The organism is Rhizobium bangladeshense (genome assembly GCF_001662075.1).
GTDB classification, from domain to species: domain Bacteria; phylum Pseudomonadota; class Alphaproteobacteria; order Rhizobiales; family Rhizobiaceae; genus Rhizobium; species Rhizobium bangladeshense_B.
Genome location: NZ_LYPL01000005.1, coordinates 112,805 through 130,897, shown reverse-complemented (window position 1 = coordinate 130,897; position 18,093 = coordinate 112,805). Strand labels below are relative to the sequence as shown.

Annotated in this window: 13 protein-coding genes and 1 pseudogene; 8 read left to right on the top strand and 6 right to left on the bottom strand. The window is 62.2% G+C overall.

From position 1 onward, the window contains the following. Window position 1 precedes the first annotated feature (1 nt). From glgA to A7X77_RS12340, 4 genes are all read left to right on the top strand, one after another. Entirely contained in the window at window positions 2-1,444 is a 1,443-nt protein-coding gene (glgA, locus tag A7X77_RS12355) for a glycogen synthase GlgA (protein ID WP_064683211.1), read from the top strand. A 6-nt stretch (window positions 1,445-1,450) separates the two neighbouring features. After that, window positions 1,451-3,082: an alpha-D-glucose phosphate-specific phosphoglucomutase gene (locus A7X77_RS12350; RefSeq protein WP_064683210.1), complete on the top strand. Its 1,632-nt coding sequence runs from the start codon at window positions 1,451-1,453 to the stop codon at window positions 3,080-3,082. Window positions 3,083-3,094: 12 nt separating this feature from the next. Next, window positions 3,095-5,074 carry a glycogen debranching protein GlgX gene (glgX, locus tag A7X77_RS12345; protein ID WP_064683209.1) on the top strand — a complete coding sequence of 660 codons (1,980 nt, stop codon included), beginning with the start codon at window positions 3,095-3,097 and terminating at the stop codon, window positions 5,072-5,074. A gap of 92 nt (window positions 5,075-5,166) precedes the next feature. Next, window positions 5,167-5,655, top strand: a complete 489-nt coding sequence (locus A7X77_RS12340) for a MaoC family dehydratase (RefSeq protein ID WP_064683208.1) — start codon at window positions 5,167-5,169, stop codon at window positions 5,653-5,655. Window positions 5,656-5,711: 56 nt separating this feature from the next. Here the strand turns inward: A7X77_RS12340 and A7X77_RS33060 are convergent. From A7X77_RS33060 to A7X77_RS12320, 5 genes and pseudogenes are all read right to left on the bottom strand, one after another. Next, window positions 5,712-5,780, bottom strand: a pseudogene (locus tag A7X77_RS33060) (VOC family protein); the annotation flags it as partial. Window positions 5,781-5,828: 48 nt separating this feature from the next. After that, complete coding sequence (locus tag A7X77_RS12335; protein WP_064683207.1) at window positions 5,829-6,377, bottom strand: sarcosine oxidase subunit gamma; 549 nt, start codon at window positions 6,375-6,377, stop codon at window positions 5,829-5,831. Then, complete coding sequence (locus tag A7X77_RS12330; RefSeq protein WP_064683206.1) at window positions 6,370-9,363, bottom strand: sarcosine oxidase subunit alpha; 2,994 nt, start codon at window positions 9,361-9,363, stop codon at window positions 6,370-6,372. The genes A7X77_RS12335 and A7X77_RS12330 overlap by 8 nt, the downstream gene beginning before the upstream one ends. Next, window positions 9,360-9,701, bottom strand: coding sequence for a sarcosine oxidase subunit delta (locus A7X77_RS12325; protein WP_064683205.1), 342 nt, complete (start codon window positions 9,699-9,701; stop codon window positions 9,360-9,362). Before A7X77_RS12325 ends, A7X77_RS12330 begins: the two co-directional genes overlap by 4 nt. Window positions 9,702-9,810: 109 nt before the next feature. Further along, window positions 9,811-11,064, bottom strand: coding sequence for a sarcosine oxidase subunit beta family protein (locus A7X77_RS12320; RefSeq protein WP_064683204.1), 1,254 nt, complete (start codon window positions 11,062-11,064; stop codon window positions 9,811-9,813). A 275-nt stretch (window positions 11,065-11,339) separates the two neighbouring features. Between A7X77_RS12320 and A7X77_RS12315 the strand changes: the two genes are divergently transcribed. Continuing rightward, on the top strand, window positions 11,340-12,359 hold the full coding sequence (locus A7X77_RS12315) for a FecR family protein (RefSeq protein ID WP_064683203.1): 1,020 nt from the start codon (window positions 11,340-11,342) through the stop codon (window positions 12,357-12,359). Between the two features lie 162 nt (window positions 12,360-12,521). On the opposite strand, the gene A7X77_RS12310 is transcribed toward A7X77_RS12315, so the two are convergent. Continuing rightward, window positions 12,522-14,702: a CHASE2 domain-containing protein gene (locus tag A7X77_RS12310; RefSeq protein ID WP_064683403.1), complete on the bottom strand. Its 2,181-nt coding sequence runs from the start codon at window positions 14,700-14,702 to the stop codon at window positions 12,522-12,524. Between the two features lie 286 nt (window positions 14,703-14,988). Here A7X77_RS12310 and A7X77_RS12305 point away from each other — a divergent pair, with 286 nt between their 5' ends. The 3 genes from A7X77_RS12305 (at window position 14,989) to A7X77_RS12295 (ending at window position 17,972) form a co-directional block, all read left to right on the top strand. Next, complete coding sequence (locus A7X77_RS12305) at window positions 14,989-16,599, top strand: adenylate/guanylate cyclase domain-containing protein (protein WP_064683402.1); 1,611 nt, start codon at window positions 14,989-14,991, stop codon at window positions 16,597-16,599. A 156-nt stretch (window positions 16,600-16,755) separates the two neighbouring features. Continuing rightward, window positions 16,756-16,968, top strand: coding sequence for a 30S ribosomal protein S21 (gene rpsU, locus A7X77_RS12300; protein WP_003585885.1), 213 nt, complete (start codon window positions 16,756-16,758; stop codon window positions 16,966-16,968). A 134-nt stretch (window positions 16,969-17,102) separates the two neighbouring features. Next, complete coding sequence (locus tag A7X77_RS12295) at window positions 17,103-17,972, top strand: tetratricopeptide repeat protein (protein WP_064683202.1); 870 nt, start codon at window positions 17,103-17,105, stop codon at window positions 17,970-17,972. Window positions 17,973-18,093 lie beyond the last annotated feature (121 nt).

The following is an 18,093-nucleotide window of genomic DNA, read 5'->3' as shown; positions in this document are numbered from 1 at the left end:
TATGAAAGTTCTTTCGGTTTCGTCCGAAGTCTTCCCTTTGATCAAGACAGGGGGCCTGGCCGATGTGTCAGGCGCCCTGCCGACTGCTCTCAACGCCTTCGGGGTCGAAACCAAGACTCTCCTGCCCGGCTATCCCGCCGTCATGAAGGTCATTCGCGACCCCGTCGTCAGGCTCGAATTCGCGGACCTGCTCGGAGAAAAGGCGACCGTTCTCGAGGTCCAGCACGAGGGCCTCGATCTTCTCGTCCTCCATGCCCCGGCCTATTACGACAGGCCGGGCGGCCCCTATCTCGATCCGCTCGGCAAGGACTATCCCGACAATTGGCGCCGTTTCGCCGCCCTGTCGCTCGCCGCCTCCGAGATCGCCGCCGGTCTGCTGCCTGGATGGCGGCCGGATCTGGTCCACACGCACGATTGGCAAGCGGCGCTGACCTCCGTCTACATGCGCTATTATCCGACGCCGGAACTGCCGAGCGTGCTGACGATCCACAACATCGCCTTCCAGGGCCAGTTCGGCTCCGAGATCTTTCCGGGCCTGCGCCTGCCCGATCATGCCTTCGCCATCGACGGCGTCGAATATTACGGCACGACCGGCTTTCTGAAAGGCGGCCTGCAAACCGCCCATGCGATCACCACTGTCAGCCCCACCTATGCCGATGAGATATTGACGCCGGAATTCGGCATGGGGCTCGAAGGCGTGATTGCCACCCGCATCGACAATCTGCACGGCATCGTCAACGGCATCGACACCGATATCTGGAATCCGGCAACCGATCCCGTCGTCCACACCCATTACGGCCCGACGACGCTGAGGAACCGCGACGAGAACCGTCGCTCGATCGCCGAATTCTTCCATCTCGACAATGACGATGCCCCGATCTTCTGCGTCATCAGCCGTCTGACCTGGCAGAAGGGCATGGATATCGTCGCCAACGTCGCCGACCAGATCGTCGGCATGGGCGGCAAGCTCGTCGTGCTCGGTTCCGGCGACGCCGCACTTGAGGGCGCGCTGCTCGCTTCCGCCAGCCGTCATCCCGGCCGCATCGGCGTCTCGATCGGCTATAACGAGCCGATGTCGCATCTGATGCAGGCCGGCTGCGACGCGATAATCATCCCCTCGCGCTTCGAGCCCTGCGGCCTGACCCAGCTTTACGGTCTGCGCTATGGCTGCGTGCCGATCGTCGCGCGCACCGGCGGGCTGAATGACACGGTGATCGATGCCAATCACGCCGCCCTTGCGGCGAAAGTGGCAACCGGCATACAATTCTCACCCGTGACAGAAACGGGCATGCTGCAGGCAATCCGCCGTGCGATGCATTTTTACGCGGACCGAAAAGTCTGGACCCAATTGCAAAAGCAGGGCATGAAATCGGATGTCTCCTGGGAGAAGAGCGCCGAACGCTACGCTGCCCTCTATTCAAGCCTCGTCTCGAAAGGCATGTGACCTAAAATGATCAACTCCGTACCCACCACGCCCTACCTGGACCAGAAGCCCGGCACGTCAGGCCTGCGCAAGAAGGTTCCGGTCTTCCAGCAGCCGAATTATGCGGAGAACTTTATCCAGTCGATCTTCGATTCGCTGGAAGGCTACCAGGGCAAGTGCCTCGTCATCGGCGGCGACGGACGCTACTACAATCGCGAAGTCATCCAGAAGGCGGTCAAGATGGCCGCCGCCAACGGCTTCGGCAAGGTGATGGTCGGCAAGGGCGGTATCCTGTCGACGCCGGCCGCCTCCCACATCATCCGCAAGTACAAGGCTTTCGGCGGCATCATTCTGTCTGCCAGCCACAATCCCGGCGGCCCGACGGAAGATTTCGGCATCAAGTACAACATCAACAATGGCGGTCCGGCCCCGGAAAAAATCACCGACGCGATCTATGCCCGTTCCAAGACGATCGACAGCTACAAGATCGCCGATTTCGCCGACGTTAATCTCGATCGCATCGGCAAGGACGAACTTCCCGGCGGCATGATCCTCTCGGTCATCGACCCGGTCGAAGATTATGCCGCGCTGATGGAAGAGCTGTTCGATTTCGGCGCCATCCGCAATCTGATCAGCCTCGGCTTCCGCATCGCCTTCGATGGGATGAGCGCCGTCACCGGCCCCTATGCCAAGGAAATCTTCGAAAATCGCCTCGGCGCTCCCTCTGGATCTGTCCGCAATTTCATGCCGCTGCCGGATTTCGGCGGTCACCACCCGGATCCGAACCCGGTTCATTGCAAGGAACTCTTCGATGAGATGATGGGTGATGACGCGCCCGATTTCGGCGCCGCTTCCGATGGCGACGGCGACCGCAATCTGATCATCGGCCGCGGCATCTTCGTCACTCCCTCCGACAGCCTGGCGATTCTTGCCGCCAACGCCAATCTCGCTCCCGGTTACTCCGGCGGCCTCGCCGGCATCGCCCGTTCGATGCCGACCTCGGGTGCTGCCGACCGCGTCGCCGAAAAGCGCGGCATCGGCATGTATGAGACGCCGACCGGCTGGAAGTTCTTCGGCAACCTGCTCGACGCCGGCATGGCGACGATCTGCGGCGAGGAAAGCTCCGGCACCGGATCCAGCCACGTCCGCGAAAAGGATGGCCTCTGGGCGGTGCTGCTCTGGCTGAATATTCTTGCCGTGCGCGGAGAGAGCGTCGCCGATGTCGTCACCCAGCACTGGCAGACCTATGGCCGCAACTATTATTCGCGCCACGATTACGAAGGCCTCGACATCGATGCGGCGAACGGGCTGATGGACAATCTCCGCAGCCAGCTTTCAACCCTGCCCGGCAAGAGTTTCGGCAGCCTGAAGGTCGAGAAAGCCGACGATTTCGCCTATCACGATCCGATCGACAAATCGGTGAGCGAGCATCAGGGCATCCGTGTCCTCTTCGAAGGCGGCTCCCGCGTCGTCTTCCGTCTCTCGGGCACCGGCACGTCTGGCGCAACCTTGCGTGTCTATATCGAACGTTACGAGCCGGATTCGACTCGCCACAACATCGAAACGCAGGAAGCGCTCGCCGATCTCATCGCGGCAGCCGACAGCGTTGCCAGCATTCGGGAACGCACGGGACGCGACGCGCCAACCGTGATCACCTGATCTGGGGGAAGCATGCGCGGGAACAATGCGGCGCAGGCCGGCGCGATCGTCTTCGACACCGGCGTCGAATTTGCCGTCTGGTCGCATCATGCCGCCCAGGTCGAGCTCTGCCTGTTCGACAATGACGGCAACAGGGAATTCGCGCGCCTGCCGATGGCGCGCGACGGCAATCAGGTCCATCGCCTCTTCGTCGATGGCCTCAGGCAAGGCGCCCGCTACGGCTATCGTGCCGACGGTATCTACGCGCCGGACAACGGCCTGTGGTTCGATCCGTCGAAATTGCTGATCGACCCTTATGCCAAGGAGATCGACCGACCGTTCCGCTACGATCCCCGCCTCGGCATCTACGGCGAAGACAGCCAGGATCTGATGCCGAAGGCGATCGTCACCTCAGATACGCGCGCCGCCGTCGCCAAGCCGCTCTTCAAACCGGGCGGCTTCATTTACGAAGTGGCGGTGCGGCCCTTCACCATTCTTCATCCCGACATACCGGAGCACCAGCGCGGCACGATCGCCGCCCTTGCCCATCCCTCGGTCATCGCCCACCTGAAGCGGATCGGTGTCGATGCCGTCGAACTGATGCCGATCACCGCCTGGATCGACGAACGCCACCTGCCGCCGCTCGGCCTCACCAATGGCTGGGGCTACAATCCGGTCGCCTTCATGGCGCTCGATCCCCGGCTCGCCCCCGGCGGCATGACCGAGCTGCGCGAGACGGTCGCCGCCCTCCATGCCGAGGGCATCGCAGTTATCCTCGACCTCGTCTTCAACCATACCGGCGAGAGCGACCGGTACGGCACGACGCTGTCGCTGCGCGGCCTCGACAACGTGCATTATTTTCGCCATGTCCAGAATGGCTCGGGCGAACTGGTCAACGATACGGGAACCGGCAATACGCTTGCCTGCGACCATCCCGAAGTTCGCCGTCTCGTCATCGACAGCCTGCGCCATTTCGTGCTCAACGCCGGCGTCGACGGTTTTCGCTTCGATCTTGCGCCCGTCCTGGGCCGAACCGCAACCGGCTTCGAGCGCGACGGCGGAACACTTGCCGCCATTCTGGCCGATAATGTGCTCGCCGACCGGATCATGATCGCCGAACCCTGGGACATCGGTCCCGGTGGTTACCAGCTCGGCAATTTCCCGCAGCCCTTCCTCGAATGGAACGACCGGGTTCGTGACGATTTGCGCTGCTATTGGCGCGGCGACCAGTGGAAGACCGGCGCGCTGGCAACCGCGCTGGCCGGCTCTTCTGACATCTTCGCCCGCAATGACGGCAAAGAGACGCGCAGCGTCAATTTCCTGGCCGCCCATGACGGCTTCACGCTGATCGATCTCGTCTCCTATGCCGGAAAGCACAACGACGCCAATGGCGAGCACAATCGCGACGGCCACAATGAGAACCACTCGTGGAACAACGGCGTCGAAGGCGAAACGCTCTACCCATCGATCCGCAGGCGCCGAAAAAACGATGTGATGGCGCTGATATCGACGCTCTTTGCCACCCGCGGCAGCATCATGCTGACGGCGGGCGACGAAGGCGGACGCAGCCAACGCGGCAACAACAATGCCTATTGCCAGGACAACAAGATCACCTGGCTCGACTGGAAGACATTGGATGAGGATCTCATCGCCCATACCGCCTTCGTCGCCGGGCTGCGCCGCCGCTTCACCGTCTTTTCCGAAACGGATTTCCTGTCAGGAAATGGCGACGTCGAATGGATCTCGGTTTCGGGCGAACCGATGACGGTCGCCGAATGGGAGACGCCGTCGCTCGCCGTCCTCGGCATGCTGCTGGCAACCGGTGACCGGGCCTCAGGAGGCAAACGCACCCGGCTTGCCGTGCTCTTCAATCGCTCCGAAAGCCGCGAGCTCTTTACGCTTCCGTCGCAAGGCGAAGCTTGCTGGCGCCAATTGACGCCGGCGGGTGTGAAGAAGGCCGCCGCCCGAGTCACCGTCGAGCCACGCTCCGTCGGCTTTTTCATAGAAAAATGACCGGCGCCTCGCATTGGCGCAAATCCTTGTCGCAATCGTCATAAATGCGCGATAAGGCTTTGGCCCGGCGGGCTTATCTGACGAGGGAATGCATGGGCACGGAAATTTCACTCTCCGACGTGCGGGGATTGATCGGCATGGAAACGGGCCTTTCGGATTGGATTACCGTCGACCAGACGATGATCGATGCTTTTGCGGGGGCAACGGGTGACCACCAGTTCATTCACGTCGATCCCGAGCGCGCCGCCGCCGAAAGCCCCTTCGGCGGCACCATCGCCCATGGCTTCCTGACACTGTCTCTGCTCTCGGCGATGAATTACAACTGCCTGCCGAAAGTGCGCGAGCAGACCATGGGCATCAATTACGGCTTCGACCGCGTCCGCTTCATGACGCCGGTCAAAAGCGGCGCCCGCGTGCGCGGCCGCTTCCTGCTCTCCGACGCCCGCTTCCGAGGCGGCGGCATGTTGATGACCACATACGATGTCACGATTGAGATCGAAAACGAGAAGAAGCCGGCCCTGACGGCAAAATGGATCACCATCATCCAGTTCGACCCGAAGGATCGTCCCGAGGACGCATGAGCCGGATACGGCTATGATTTCGCGGAATTGAAGACCGCTTCAAGCGCGTGGCCGTCCGGATCGATGTCGTCCCAGACCCTGACATAGCCGAGGGCGGCATCGTAAAATGCCGCCGACCGTTCTATATCGGAAACGCCGAACGGGCGCCCTAAACAGGCAGCACTGGTCGGCGTTCAATGGCCGGCATCTTGAGCCGCCTCGTTGAGCAGCCCGAAGACGAAGTCGGAAAACGACCGCCAGCATTCGACCCGGAATGTCTCTTCATCCGTGCGCAGAAGCACGATTTCCGCCTTGCCGAAGATCGTGCGGGAGGCGGCGCCGACCGGAAACGAAGAAAGCGACAGATCCTGCGGGCAGCCGGCGGCAAGCGTCTTTTCCGCGCCCGGCCCTGAAACGATGACTGCCACGTTGCGGTGGGAGACATCCGTCGCCGAATGCACGGCACGGGGGCCGGAAAGCACCGCCATCAGATCGGCGCCATCCTCGTCGATTACCAGCCATTCGTCCGGCCCGATCCAGAGCGCTGAGCGCGCGCCGGCCCGACTGGAGGTCTTCGGAGCGTTCGGCAGGGCGAGACCGAGCGCTTTGGAAAGCGCGGCAAGCGATTCCGCCGGCGCGCGCAGCGCCACCCGGTTGGCTGGCGGTGCCACCGTCAGCCGAACCGTTGCTGAGCCGCCGAGACGGCCGGCAAGCACTGGCTTGCGAATTGCGACATCAGCCATGGATGCGGCCTCCTTCCTTGTCAAAGAATACCAGATCCGTCACCTCGACGGCGATCGTCCGGTCCGGCATCGGCACGTAGAGCGTCTCGCCCATCCGCGCCCGGCCGCCGGCGACGAGCGCGAAGGCGATCGACCGGCCGCAGTTTTCCGACCAGTAGGCCGAGGTGACGTGGCCGAGCATCGTCATCGGCTTCGGCTCGTTCGGGTTCGCGACGACCTGCGCGCCTTCTTCGAGCACCAGCTTCGGATCCTTGGTGATCAGCCCGACAAGCTGCTTGCGTCCCTCCTTCACGAGGTCCGGCCGCTGCAGGCCGCGGATGCCGACAAAGTCCTTCTTCTTCTTCGACACAGCCCAGGCAACGCCTGCGTCATCGGGAGTAACCGTCCCGTCAGTATCCTGGCCGACGATGATGTAGCCCTTCTCGGCGCGCAGAACGTGCATCGTTTCAGTACCGTAGACGCAGGCGCCGAGCGGTTCGGCGTTGGCCCAGACGGCTTCGAGCACCGACTGGCCATAATCTGCGGGCACGTTGATTTCGAAACCGATTTCGCCGGTGAAGGAGACGCGGAAGAGCCGCGCCGGCACGCCGCAGACCTTGCATTCCGCAACACTCATATGCGGGAAAGCCTCGTTTGAGAGGTCGACCCCTTCGACCAGCGGCTCGACGATCTGGCGCGCCTTCGGTCCCTGCACGGCAATGACGGCCCATTGCTCGGTGACCGAGGTCAGCCATACCTTCAGGTCCGGGAATTCCGTCTGCAGGTAATCTTCCATATGGTGAAGAACGCGCGGCGCTCCGCCGGTCGTCGTCGTGACATGGAAACGGTCCTCGGCCAGTCGCCCGACGACGCCGTCGTCATAAACGAAGCCGTCTTCGCGGGTCATGATGCCGTAGCGGGCCTTGCCCGGCTTCAGCGTATCCCAGGCATTGGTGTAGATGAGGTTGAGGAACTTCGCCGCATCCGGCCCCACCACCTCGATCTTGCCAAGCGTAGAAGCATCGAAGATGCCGGCCGACTCTCGGGCTGTGCGGCACTCGCGCGCGACCGCCTGATGCATGTTCTCGCCGGCACGCGGATAGAACCAGGCACGTTTCCAGTTTCCGACATCTTCGAAAACGGCGCCATGGGCTTCTTCCCACTCGTGCAGCGGCGTCTTGCGCGTCGGATCGAACAACTCTCCGCGCGAATGGCCGATGAGCGTGCCGTAGGTGACCGGCGTGTAGGGCGCACGGAAGGTGGTGAGACCGACCTGCGGGATTTCCTTGTCCAGCATTTCGGCAGCGATCGCCAGGCCATGCATATTGGAAAGCTTGCCCTGGTCCGAAGCCATGCCGTTCGTCGTAAAGCGCTTGATGTGCTCGATCGAATGCATGCCCTCGCGCACGGCAAGGCGGATATCCTTGGCACAGACATCGTGCTGGAAATCGATGAAGGCCTTGCCGTTGGTTTTCGGTCCGGCGCCTTCGGCGGCACCGATCATGCCGCCCGTCCATTCAAAGGCCTGCTCGGCCGAAATTGCGATCTTCTCGCCGCTGTTTCCGCCGGTGGCCTGCGCCATCAGCTCGCCGGCGGCAAGCGATTCCTCGATCGTCCGCTGCAAGTCGTCGGTGCCGTTGCAGGCGCCGACCGACAGGCAATCCTGCGCGTAGGAGCCGGGCAGGAAACGCTGGCTTTCCGCGTCGAAGGCCACTTTGCCGCGCGACTGCGAGAACAGATGCACGGACGGTGTCCAGCCGGCCGAAACAAGCAGCGCATCGACGGCGATCTTGCGCGGCGAACCGCCGCCATTGCGCGCCACCGTCATCGACGAGATGCGCAGCCGCCCCGCGGTATTGATGACCGACTGGCCGGCCAGCACGTCGATGCCGAGCGCTCGCGCCTCCGCCAGCACTGCCGCGCCCGGCGCCTGCCGGCAATCGACGATGGCGGCGATCGAAACGCCGGCGCGCTTGAGATCGAAGGCCGTTTCATAAGCCGAGTCATGCGCCGTGTAGATGCCGACATTCTTGCCAACGGCGACGCCGTAATGGTTGAGATAGGTCCGCGCCGCCGAGGCCAGCATGATGCCTGGCCGGTCGTTGTTCGGAAATACCATGTGCCGTTCGATCGCGCCGTTGGCGAGGATCACCCGCTTGGCCCGGACCTGCCAGAGCCGTTCGCGCGGCAGATCTTGGGCGGGGTTGGCGAGATGGTCGGTGACGCGCTCGGCAAGGCCGACGAAATTGTGGTTGTAGTAGCCAAAGGCAGTCGTGCGCAGCAGCACTTGGACATTGTCCATCGCCTTCAGCTGCGCCACGGTCTTCTGCGCCCAGGTGAAGCCGTCCTGCCCGTCGATCTTGGCGCCTGCATCATGGCGCAGCGCACCGCCCGCTTCCGGCTGCTCGTCGCAGAGGATCACCCTGACGCCGGTCCGGGCCGCGGCCAGCGCCGCCGAAAGCCCGGCAACGCCGGCGCCGACCACCAGCACGTCGCAATGCGCGTAACGGCTGACATAATGGTCCGGATCGCCTTCTGTAGGGGCAACACCGAGGCCGGCGGCTCGCCGGATGAGCGGTTCATACACGTGCTTCCAGGCGGCGCGCGGCCACATGAAGGTCTTGTAGTAAAAGCCGGCGGCGAAGAACGGCGACATCAGATTGTTGATGGCCCCGACATCGCGGGCAAGCGAGGGCCAGCGGTTCTGCGAGCTGACGATCATGCCGTCGAAGACTTCCTGCACTGTGGCGCGCACGTTCGGCTGCTTGCGTGCTGCATCGCGAGCGACGTCGATCAGGGCGTTCGGCTCCTCGGCGCCGGCCGAAAGAATGCCGCGCGGCCGGTGATATTTGAACGAACGGCCGACGAGGTGCACACCGTGGGCGATCAGAGCCGAGGCGACGCTATCGCCTTCGAGCGCCGTGTAGGTCTTGCCGTCGAAGCTCAAGCGCGCGGTTTTGGCCGGCGTCAGGCGCCCCTTGCCGGCGATACGGTTGACGCCGCTCATTGCGCCTCTCCTTCCAGGGCTTCATATGTCTCGACAGGCGCGTGCTTCTCGGCAGCAGCGCCGACCACAGGCTTCGGCTCACCGGCCTGATAGGTCATGAGGAACTTGTCGCTCACCGTGTCGCGGACTGCATTGAAGAAACGTCCGCAGCCATGGATGTGCCGCCAGCGTTCGAATATCAGCCCCTTCGGATTGTCACGCAGAAAGAAATAGGCTTCGAATTCCCCATCCGAGATCGAGGCAATATCTGCGGGCCGCGCAATATGCGCGTCACCCGCGCCGCGGAATTCGAGCTCGGAGCGCTCTTCCTGGCAGTAAGGGCAATGGATCAGCAGCATGTAGGATTTCCTTCTCCTCCACTTCTCCCCAGCGGGGAGAAGGTGCCTGAAAGACGGATGAGGGGGTGAGCGACGAAAGCAGCGAGCGTGAGCACGAAAACACCCATCGTCAGTGCGCCACCGCCGCCGCAGCAGCCTCGTCGATCAGCCGGCCGCTGCGGAAACGCTCCAGCGTCAGGCCGGCGTTGAACTTGTGCGGTTCGTCGCGGGCAATCAGATGGGCGAAAAGATTGGCCGAGCCCGGCGTTGCCTTGAAGCCACCGGTGCCCCAGCCGCAATTGACGTAAAGCCCGGGAACCGGCGTCTTCGACTGGATCGCCGAACGATCCGGCGTGTTGTCGACAATGCCGCCCCATTGGCGCATCATCTTGACGCGCCGGAACATCGGGAAGAGTTCGCAGATGGCATCGAGCGTATGGGTGATGATCTGCAGCCCGCCGGTCTGCGAGTAAGAGTTGTACTGGTCGGTACCGGCGCCGATGACGAGTTCTCCCTTGTCGGACTGGGAGATATAGGCGTGCACCGTGTTCGACATGACAACACAGGGGAAGATCGGCTTCAGCGGCTCGGACACAAGCGCCTGCAGCGGGCTCGACTGCAGCGGCACTCGCACATCGGCCATCTTCATGATCGTCGTGGTGTGGCCGGCCGCCGACACGCCGACTTTTCTGGCGCCGATGAAGCCGCGCGTGGTCTCGACGCCGGTCACGCGTCCATCGGGCGCACGGCGGATGCCGGTCACTTCGCAATTCTGAATGATGTGGACACCGCGGTCCGATGCTGCACGCGCATAACCCCAGGCGACCGCATCATGCCGCGCCGTGCCGCCGCGCCGCTGCAGTGCCGCACCGTTGATCGGGTAGCGCGCGCTGGCAGAGATATCGAGCGGCGGGCAATAGGCCTTCGCCTGTTCCGGCGTCAGCCATTCATTGTCGATGCCGTAGAGCCGGTTGGCGTGAATATGCCGCTTGAACGACTGCTGGTCGTGAATATTGTGCGAGAGCATCATCACGCCGCGCGGCGAATACATCACATTATAGTTGAGCTCCTGCGAAAGCCCCTCCCACAACTTCATCGAATGCTCGTAAATGTGCATGCTCTCTTCATAGAGATAGTTCGAGCGGATGATGGTGGTGTTGCGCCCGGTATTGCCGCCGCCGAGCCAGCCCTTCTCGATCACCGCCACATTGGTGATGCCATGTTCCTTGGCGAGATAATAGGCGGCACCCAGGCCGTGTCCGCCGGCGCCGATGATGACGACGTCGTATTCGGCGCGCGGTTCTGGTGAAGTCCACTGCTTCTCCCAGCCTCTGTGGCCACGAAGGGCCTCTCGCGCCACGGCAAAAACCGAATATTTCCGCATCCGCCTTCTTCTCCTTCGGGCAAGGACTATTCTCCGTGCCCATACAAATCGCAAATCCAAATGCGGCACAACGGCTGTTTTGCGACGCCCGAGAGCTTTGGTTTTGACACTGAGCGACATGATGTCGAAAAACGCCCTGTCTTCAGGGCACGCTCGGCTTCCTCCGGAATTGGCACAACGAGCAACCGATCGGACCGCCAACCCTCACCCAAGTGGGCGAGAAGACAAGCAGTTACCAAAATGTTAATTCTCGCCTGTTGCCGGGGTCTTATATCATGTGGGGTCGGCGTTCATTCTTTCACGCGCTTTTCATCACGTTTTTGAGCGCCCAGGCGTCGTCCGCCGCCGAGCCGGTCGGCCAAGCCGTGCTCGTCAAGACCGAAGTGACCGGACAGGCCGGGCCGATAGAAGTCAATAGCAGCGTTCACCGCGACGAGCGTATCCGAACGTCGCAATCCGGACTTGGCCAGTTTCTGTTTCGTGACGGCACCAAGCTTGCGGTGGGCTGGGGTTCCTCCGTCGTTATCGACAAATATGTGTTCGACGATACGCAATCGGTCAGAAAGCTCACCATCAAGGCCGCCAAGGGGACTTTCCGCTGGGTCAGCGGCAATTCCAATTCGTCGGCCTATCAGATCCTGACGCCGGCCGGAACGATCGGCGTGCGCGGCACCGCATTCGATTTCTATGTAGGCCCCGACGGCACCACCGCCGTCGTCCTCTTGAACGGCGCGGCCAGCTTCTGCGGCCCCGGCGGCTGTCGCCAGCTGCAGCAACGCTGCGATTGCGTTGTCGCCAAACCGAATGGCGATATGACGGCGGCCGGTCGGGTCGATCGCAACGTCCTTGACAGACTTGGAAACCAGCGTGCCCTGCCTTTCCTTTCCGGCAACCAACGGCTTTCGGGCGGCCTCGGCATGCTCGGCGGCTGCAATATGGCCTCCGTGATACCGGAAAGAAATGACAGAACACGGCCTCCGCCGGCAGTTGCGCCTGCTCCGCAGAGGCAGGATCCGCCACAGAGACAGGCCGAGCCGCAAAAGGAGCGACCGAACAAGCCCGACAAGCCTCATCACGACAAGCCTCATCACGACAGGCCGCACCATGATAAGCCCCACCATGCCAAGCCGGATAGACCCGACAAGCATGAGGGCCATGGGAGCCACGACGATGACGGAAAGCCCGGGAATCACGGTTTGGATCATCGGGACCCCGAGCGCCACCGTGATGGAGATCGCGATCATAAGAATGATCGAAACCACGACAGAAGTCGGAATTTCAATCGCGGTCGGTGAGGCTGTTTTCGGGATCCTCGCAAGTCAAGGCGTCGGCACTGCTATGTCCGCCAGACGATGGCGTAGTGCTCGACGAACAGTGCAAAGGCGGGGAGGACCGTCGGCGTGTCGGACAGTGAAGGTGATACCCTCAACAAGGGCGCCGCTCTTCAAAAATCGCTTCTACTTTTCAGCATCGGCGGCGCTCTTTTCGATCCCCGCAGGCAATTCCCGAAAATGGTCGGTCCTGCTGGGTATCCGCCGATAGAATTCCACCAAACCGCCCGCCACCTCATCCGCCCTGAGCTTTGCCGTATCCATAAGTTTGCGGGTATTCTTTGAATGCGAATGCAGGGCTTGCATCAATTGCCGGTGAACGGCATTGAGCGCGGCGAATTCCCGGGATGCCGCCACATGCTCATCGCCGAGGACGGCAAGGATCTTAGTGCGGCTGCTCTTTCCCTTCAGTGGAATGGCGCCGGCGTCGATCAGCGCCATTCCTTTCACTGAACGTGCAGCGCTGTCTGAGATGAGGATATCGAAGCCAACCTCTTTGCACGACGACTCGATGCGGGCAGCGACGTTGACAGCATCTCCAACCGCCGAATAATTGAAGCGGGTCTTGGCGCCCATATTGCCGACACAGGCAATGCCGGTATGGATGCCGATGCCGATGCCGACCTCCTGATCGGGACCGAAACCGAAGGCGTCGCCGGCGTTCAGTTCGGCCAGCGTCTCGCGCATGGCCAGGGCTGTGCGAACAGCCTTGGTTTCATGATCAGCGACATCGACCGGCGCATTCCAGAACGCCATGATCGAATCGCCGATAAACTTGTCGAGTGTGCCTTCATTGGCCACGACATGACGGCTTAGCGCATCGAGCAATGTATTCAGGAAGGCGACGACATCCGTCGGCGCCAACCGTTCACTCATCTCGGTGAAGTTCCTGACGTCGACGAACATGACCGTCAGCTCGCGGTCATCCCCACCCAGGCGCAATGCGTCGCGGTTATGCTCAATGCGATGGAGCAGCGACGGAGACAGATAATGTCCGAAGGCGCGCCGCACCTCGCGCCTTTCCCGATCGATAACCAGAATGCGGAACGAGGTTGCGGCAAAATGGGTGATCGATCCGCTGACGATCGGCGCCAGCGGATCGAGAAGAAGTCCCGCATAGAGAAACGACAACCACGATGCCACGAGCGCCATTGCCGTTATGAGCAGGCCGCAGACCAAGGCGACGGCGGGACTGACGAAGGTCGTCACCACGACGAGCAGGCATCCGAGCACCGCGATCGTGAGGATTTCCAGCCCGTCCGCCCAATCAGGCCGCGACAGGAACTGGCTGGAGAGAATCTGCTCGACGGCCTGCGCATGCAGCGAAACGCCAGGGACATTCTCACCGAGCGCGGTGACGCGAATGTCCTGCAGGCCGGCCGCGGAAGTCCCGACGAAAATGACGCTGCCGTTGATGGCGACCGCAACGTCGGGGCTGGCGCCTGCACCGGCGAGCACCTGGCGTGCGGAGATATAACGCTCGGCCCGGTCCGGCGTGACATAGAGCCAGAGTTCGCCGGCCGCCGTCAGCGGCACGACGAAGTCGCCGATCTTTGCCGATGTCATAATGCCGGCGCGGTCGGGCGCGCCCGACAGCACATAGGTCGACACTCCCTGCGCGACCCGCAGCGCCTCGATCGCCAGATTCGGATAGAGCTGCGTGCCGTCGGTCAGGAACAGCGGAACCGCCCGAACCACAGGCGAGGGATTGCCCGGATTGAGGCTGATATGGCCAAGCCCCGCTGCATTCGCCTCCAGTTGCGGCCTGAGCGGCGTCGAAGCGTGCAGAAAGGGCGGGGACGAGACCGGGCTTTCGCCCGTGAAGGCGAAGCCCGCCTTGACGGGCGGCCGGTAACCGCCCTCGTTGGACAAGCCGAAGCCGAGAACGACGGGCTTGCCGGCAATCGAGCCGGCGAATATCTCGTCGTTATCGGGCAGTTTCTCGGCAAGCGAAGGATCGACGCCGGCGACCTCGCGTACGACGTTGCGCGGCGACAGCCGGTCCGGCTCGGCGAAGAGAACATCGAAGGCGATCGCCGCTGCTCCCATCTCCGAGAGCCTGTCCACCAACAGGGCCAGCCTGTCCCGCGGCCACGGCCACTGGCCGAATTCGCGCAGCGAGGCTTCGTCGATGTCAACCACGCGGACCGGCATCGGTTCGAAGCTTCTCGGAACCAGCCGCTGATATTCATCGAAGGTCACCCCGCGGATCAGCTTGAAAATCCCGGGATCGTTCGCCCGCAGGATCGTCAGCGCCGCCACGATCGCCAGGCCGATAACCACACCGATTTGCTGCACGCGCGTCATCATCTCACCGGCTGTCCCTCCCGCGGCCGACGGAGCGGCCCGCGTCTGCCGGCAGACAGGCTACGCCGCTTTCGGCCCGAATGCCATTCGCGCATGCGTCCTGGACGCTCCGTTTTCGACCTCTTGCCCTTCGTCTTTCCAGTCAACCGATAAGAAGCGCCCACGGCTCCGATTTTGGCCAGGCTTTTGCTGGGATGACAAGGCTCCGACCTTGCCGGGCACCCCGCGAAATGTTCTTGTAGCAATCGCAAATCGCACGCTTTTTCAAGAGAAGGGTAAGGTCGCCGTGATTTCCGAATCCGCCGCGCGCCGAAGCGGCTATTGGCTGATCGCCGTGGTGCTGGCCATGTTGGCCGGCCTGCCGCTTGCCGTCTGGCTCGACATCAGCGATCTCTCGGGGAATACCTTGCGGCGACAGGCGCGTGACATGAGTTCGCTGATATCGAGCATTCGCTCCTATTATTCGGCAAACGTCGTCGGACGCGTTTTGGCTGCGCATGCCAGCGGTGCGACCGCCGGCACGGTCGTCTCCCACAACTACGCCAATATTCCAGGCGCCATCCCACTGCCTGCAACACTTTCGCTGGAGCTCGGCGACGTCATCAAGGAACAGCAGGCCAACATCACCTATCGTTTCGTCTCCGATCTGCCGTTCAAGAGCCGAGCATCCCACGAGCTCGACGACTTCGAAAGACATGCGCTCGCGGCGCTGCGCGCCAATCCGCAGCAGACGCTGAACGACCTCACCCGTGTCGGACTGACCGATACCCTGCGGTTCATCACACCTGTCGTCATGGGCCAGGCATGCGTTGCCTGCCACAACAGCCACCCGGAAAGCCCGAAGACAGACTGGAAGGTGGGCGATGTGCGCGGCATCCAGGAAGTGATCATCCGGCAGCCCTATGCCAGCAACGTCTTCGCCTTCAAATACCTGCTCTGCTACTTTCTGTTTGTCGCCATCATCGGCCTCAGCTTCATTCTCCTGCAGCGCCAGCAGGCGCGCGCGATCCATAACGCCAACCAGGATCTGGAAGCGGCCAACGAATTCCTCGCCAGCGTCTCGCTGAAGATTTCACGCTACCTCTCGCCGCAGATCTACAAGAGCATTTTCAGCGGGCAGAAGGACGTGGTCGTCCATACCGAGCGCAAGCGCCTGACGATCTTCTTCTCCGACATCAAGGATTTCACCGCGACCACCGAGCGGCTGCAGCCGGAAGCGCTGACGGAGATGCTCAACGAATATCTGACCGAGATGTCAAACATTGCCCTGGCGCATGGCGGCACGGTGGACAAGTTCATCGGCGACGCCATGCTGGTCTTCTTCGGCGATCCGGAAACGAAGGGCCCGGAGGAGGATGCGAAAGCCTGCCTGCGCATGGCCGTAGATATGCAGCGCCGCCTCGGCGAACTGAAGGACAGATGGCGCAGAAACGGCACCGAAGAGCCTTTCGTCGTGCGCATGGGGATCAACAGCGGCTATTGCAATGTCGGTAATTTCGGCAGCAGCGACCGCATGGACTATACGATCATCGGCGCGGAGGCCAATCTCGCAGCCCGCCTGCAATCGATCGCCCAGGGCGGAGAAATCGTCATCAGCTACGAAACCTATGCGCTGGTCAACGAGATCGTCGATGCCCATCCGCTGCCGCCGATCACGATGAAGGGCATACAGCGCGAGATCGTGCCCTATGCTGTGGACGGGCTGACGCTAGGCGCGGATCATAAGAGCCGCGTTCTGAGCGAACATCTCACCGGCCTCGACCTGCATCTGGATATGAGCCGGGTCGAGCCTGCCGACCGACTTCGGATCAGGACGGCGCTCAAGGAGGCGATTGCAGCTCTGGATGAAGCCCTGCCGGAGTCGGCGCGATCGAGACAGGATACCGGGCCGGTGTGATTTTTCCGCCTGCCTCCCATATCCGTCTGGACTTCCCCGACCCGATCTGCTATCCCGCATCACCAATCGCAAGGCTGCGGCCGCGCGAACGTTATTTTTTTGCCCCTGGCGCTGCGCCGCCTCAGGCATCAACCAAACCAAAGGAACGTGATTCTCGTGCAGGTACTTGTCCGCGATAACAATGTCGATCAGGCTCTCCGCGCTCTCAAGAAGAAGATGCAGCGCGAAGGCATTTTCCGCGAAATGAAGATGCGCGACTACTACGAGAAGCCGTCGCAGAAGCGCGCCCGCGAAAAGGCCGAGGCTGTTCGCCGCGTTCGCAAGCTGGCCCGCAAGCGCGCCCAGCGCGAAGGCCTGGTCGCACGCTAAGCGTTGCCGTCGTTTTTTCGACGTTTTCAGATGCATTGTGGCGGGGGCGATTGGTTCGCCGCCGCCTTTTTAGTTTGCCGCTGAAGATCGCATATCCCAATATCGGATATGCCGCATGGGGAAAGCGAGCCCGAATGGCTGTTACCACCTTCAATCCGTCCCGCGCCTGGCGCTTGCAGAAAACCGCATTGCTCCCCGCTATGGCGTTGGCCGCCCTGTTCGGCCTTGCCGGCTGCGAAACGACCAATACCACGGACGCCGTGATCCGCATCGACAAGGCACAGGGTTCGGAAGAGAACATCGCGTCGCTGACGGCGGTTATCAACGCCAACCCCCGGGATCCCGAAGGCTATAATGTCCGCGGCTCCGCTTACGGCCGCGGCGGCCAATTCCGTCCGGCACTGAACGATTTCAACACGGCGCTGCAGATCAATCCACGCTTCTTCCAGGCCTATGCCAACCGCGCCCTCGTCTATCGCAACATGGGTCAGCAAGCCCAGGCGATCGCCGACTATAACGCCGCGCTGCAGATCAACCCGAGCTATGACGTCGCCTATATCGGTCGCGGCAATGTCTATCGCATGGCCGGCCAGGACGACCAGGCGTTCAACGATTTCGACCGGGCGATCCAACTCGGCACCACCGATGGCCGCGCCTATCACAATCGCGGCCTGATCTATCAGAAGCGCAATCAGCAGGACAAGGCGATCGACGATTTCTCGAAAGCGATCTCGCTCGCGCCGAACTCGCCCGAGCCCTATAACGGCCGCGGCATTTCCTATATCGCGCTGAACGACGACGACAACGCCTTTGCCGATTTCAACCATGCGATCGAGCTCAACGGCAACATCGCCGAATCCTGGGCCAACCAGGCACTCGTCTACGAACGCCGCGGCGACAAGGCCAAGGCCGCCCGCTCCTATCGCCATGCGATCGGCCTCGATCCGAAATACCAGCCGGCTCGTGACGGCCTTGCTCGCGTTGGCGTCGCCCCAGCCGGCTAAGGATGTGCATTGGGGCGGCCGGACCATCGGATGCTCCAATTCCTTTCTGTTGCGAGAAATTTCCGGCGGAGCCGCCTTGTCTGTGACCGGCCCGATGCGCGTGCAGCGACCGCCGATGACG

Excerpts from the sequence above, each read along its gene's own strand:
- A7X77_RS12315 (WP_064683203.1), top strand. The coding sequence starts at position 11,340 with ATGTGGGGTCGGCGTTCATTCTTTCACGCGCTTTTCATCACGTTTTTG.
- A7X77_RS12295 (WP_064683202.1), top strand. The coding sequence starts at position 17,103 with ATGGCTGTTACCACCTTCAATCCGTCCCGCGCCTGGCGCTTGCAGAAA.
- A7X77_RS12350 (WP_064683210.1), top strand. The coding sequence starts at position 1,451 with ATGATCAACTCCGTACCCACCACGCCCTACCTGGACCAGAAGCCCGGC.
- glgA (WP_064683211.1), top strand. The coding sequence starts at position 2 with ATGAAAGTTCTTTCGGTTTCGTCCGAAGTCTTCCCTTTGATCAAGACA.
- A7X77_RS12320 (WP_064683204.1), bottom strand. The coding sequence starts at position 11,064 with ATGCGGAAATATTCGGTTTTTGCCGTGGCGCGAGAGGCCCTTCGTGGC.
- A7X77_RS12330 (WP_064683206.1), bottom strand. The coding sequence starts at position 9,363 with ATGAGCGGCGTCAACCGTATCGCCGGCAAGGGGCGCCTGACGCCGGCC.
- A7X77_RS12340 (WP_064683208.1), top strand. The coding sequence starts at position 5,167 with ATGGGCACGGAAATTTCACTCTCCGACGTGCGGGGATTGATCGGCATG.
- A7X77_RS12335 (WP_064683207.1), bottom strand. The coding sequence starts at position 6,377 with ATGGCTGATGTCGCAATTCGCAAGCCAGTGCTTGCCGGCCGTCTCGGC.
- glgX (WP_064683209.1), top strand. The coding sequence starts at position 3,095 with ATGCGCGGGAACAATGCGGCGCAGGCCGGCGCGATCGTCTTCGACACC.
- A7X77_RS12310 (WP_064683403.1), bottom strand. The coding sequence starts at position 14,702 with ATGACGCGCGTGCAGCAAATCGGTGTGGTTATCGGCCTGGCGATCGTG.
- A7X77_RS12325 (WP_064683205.1), bottom strand. The coding sequence starts at position 9,701 with ATGCTGCTGATCCATTGCCCTTACTGCCAGGAAGAGCGCTCCGAGCTC.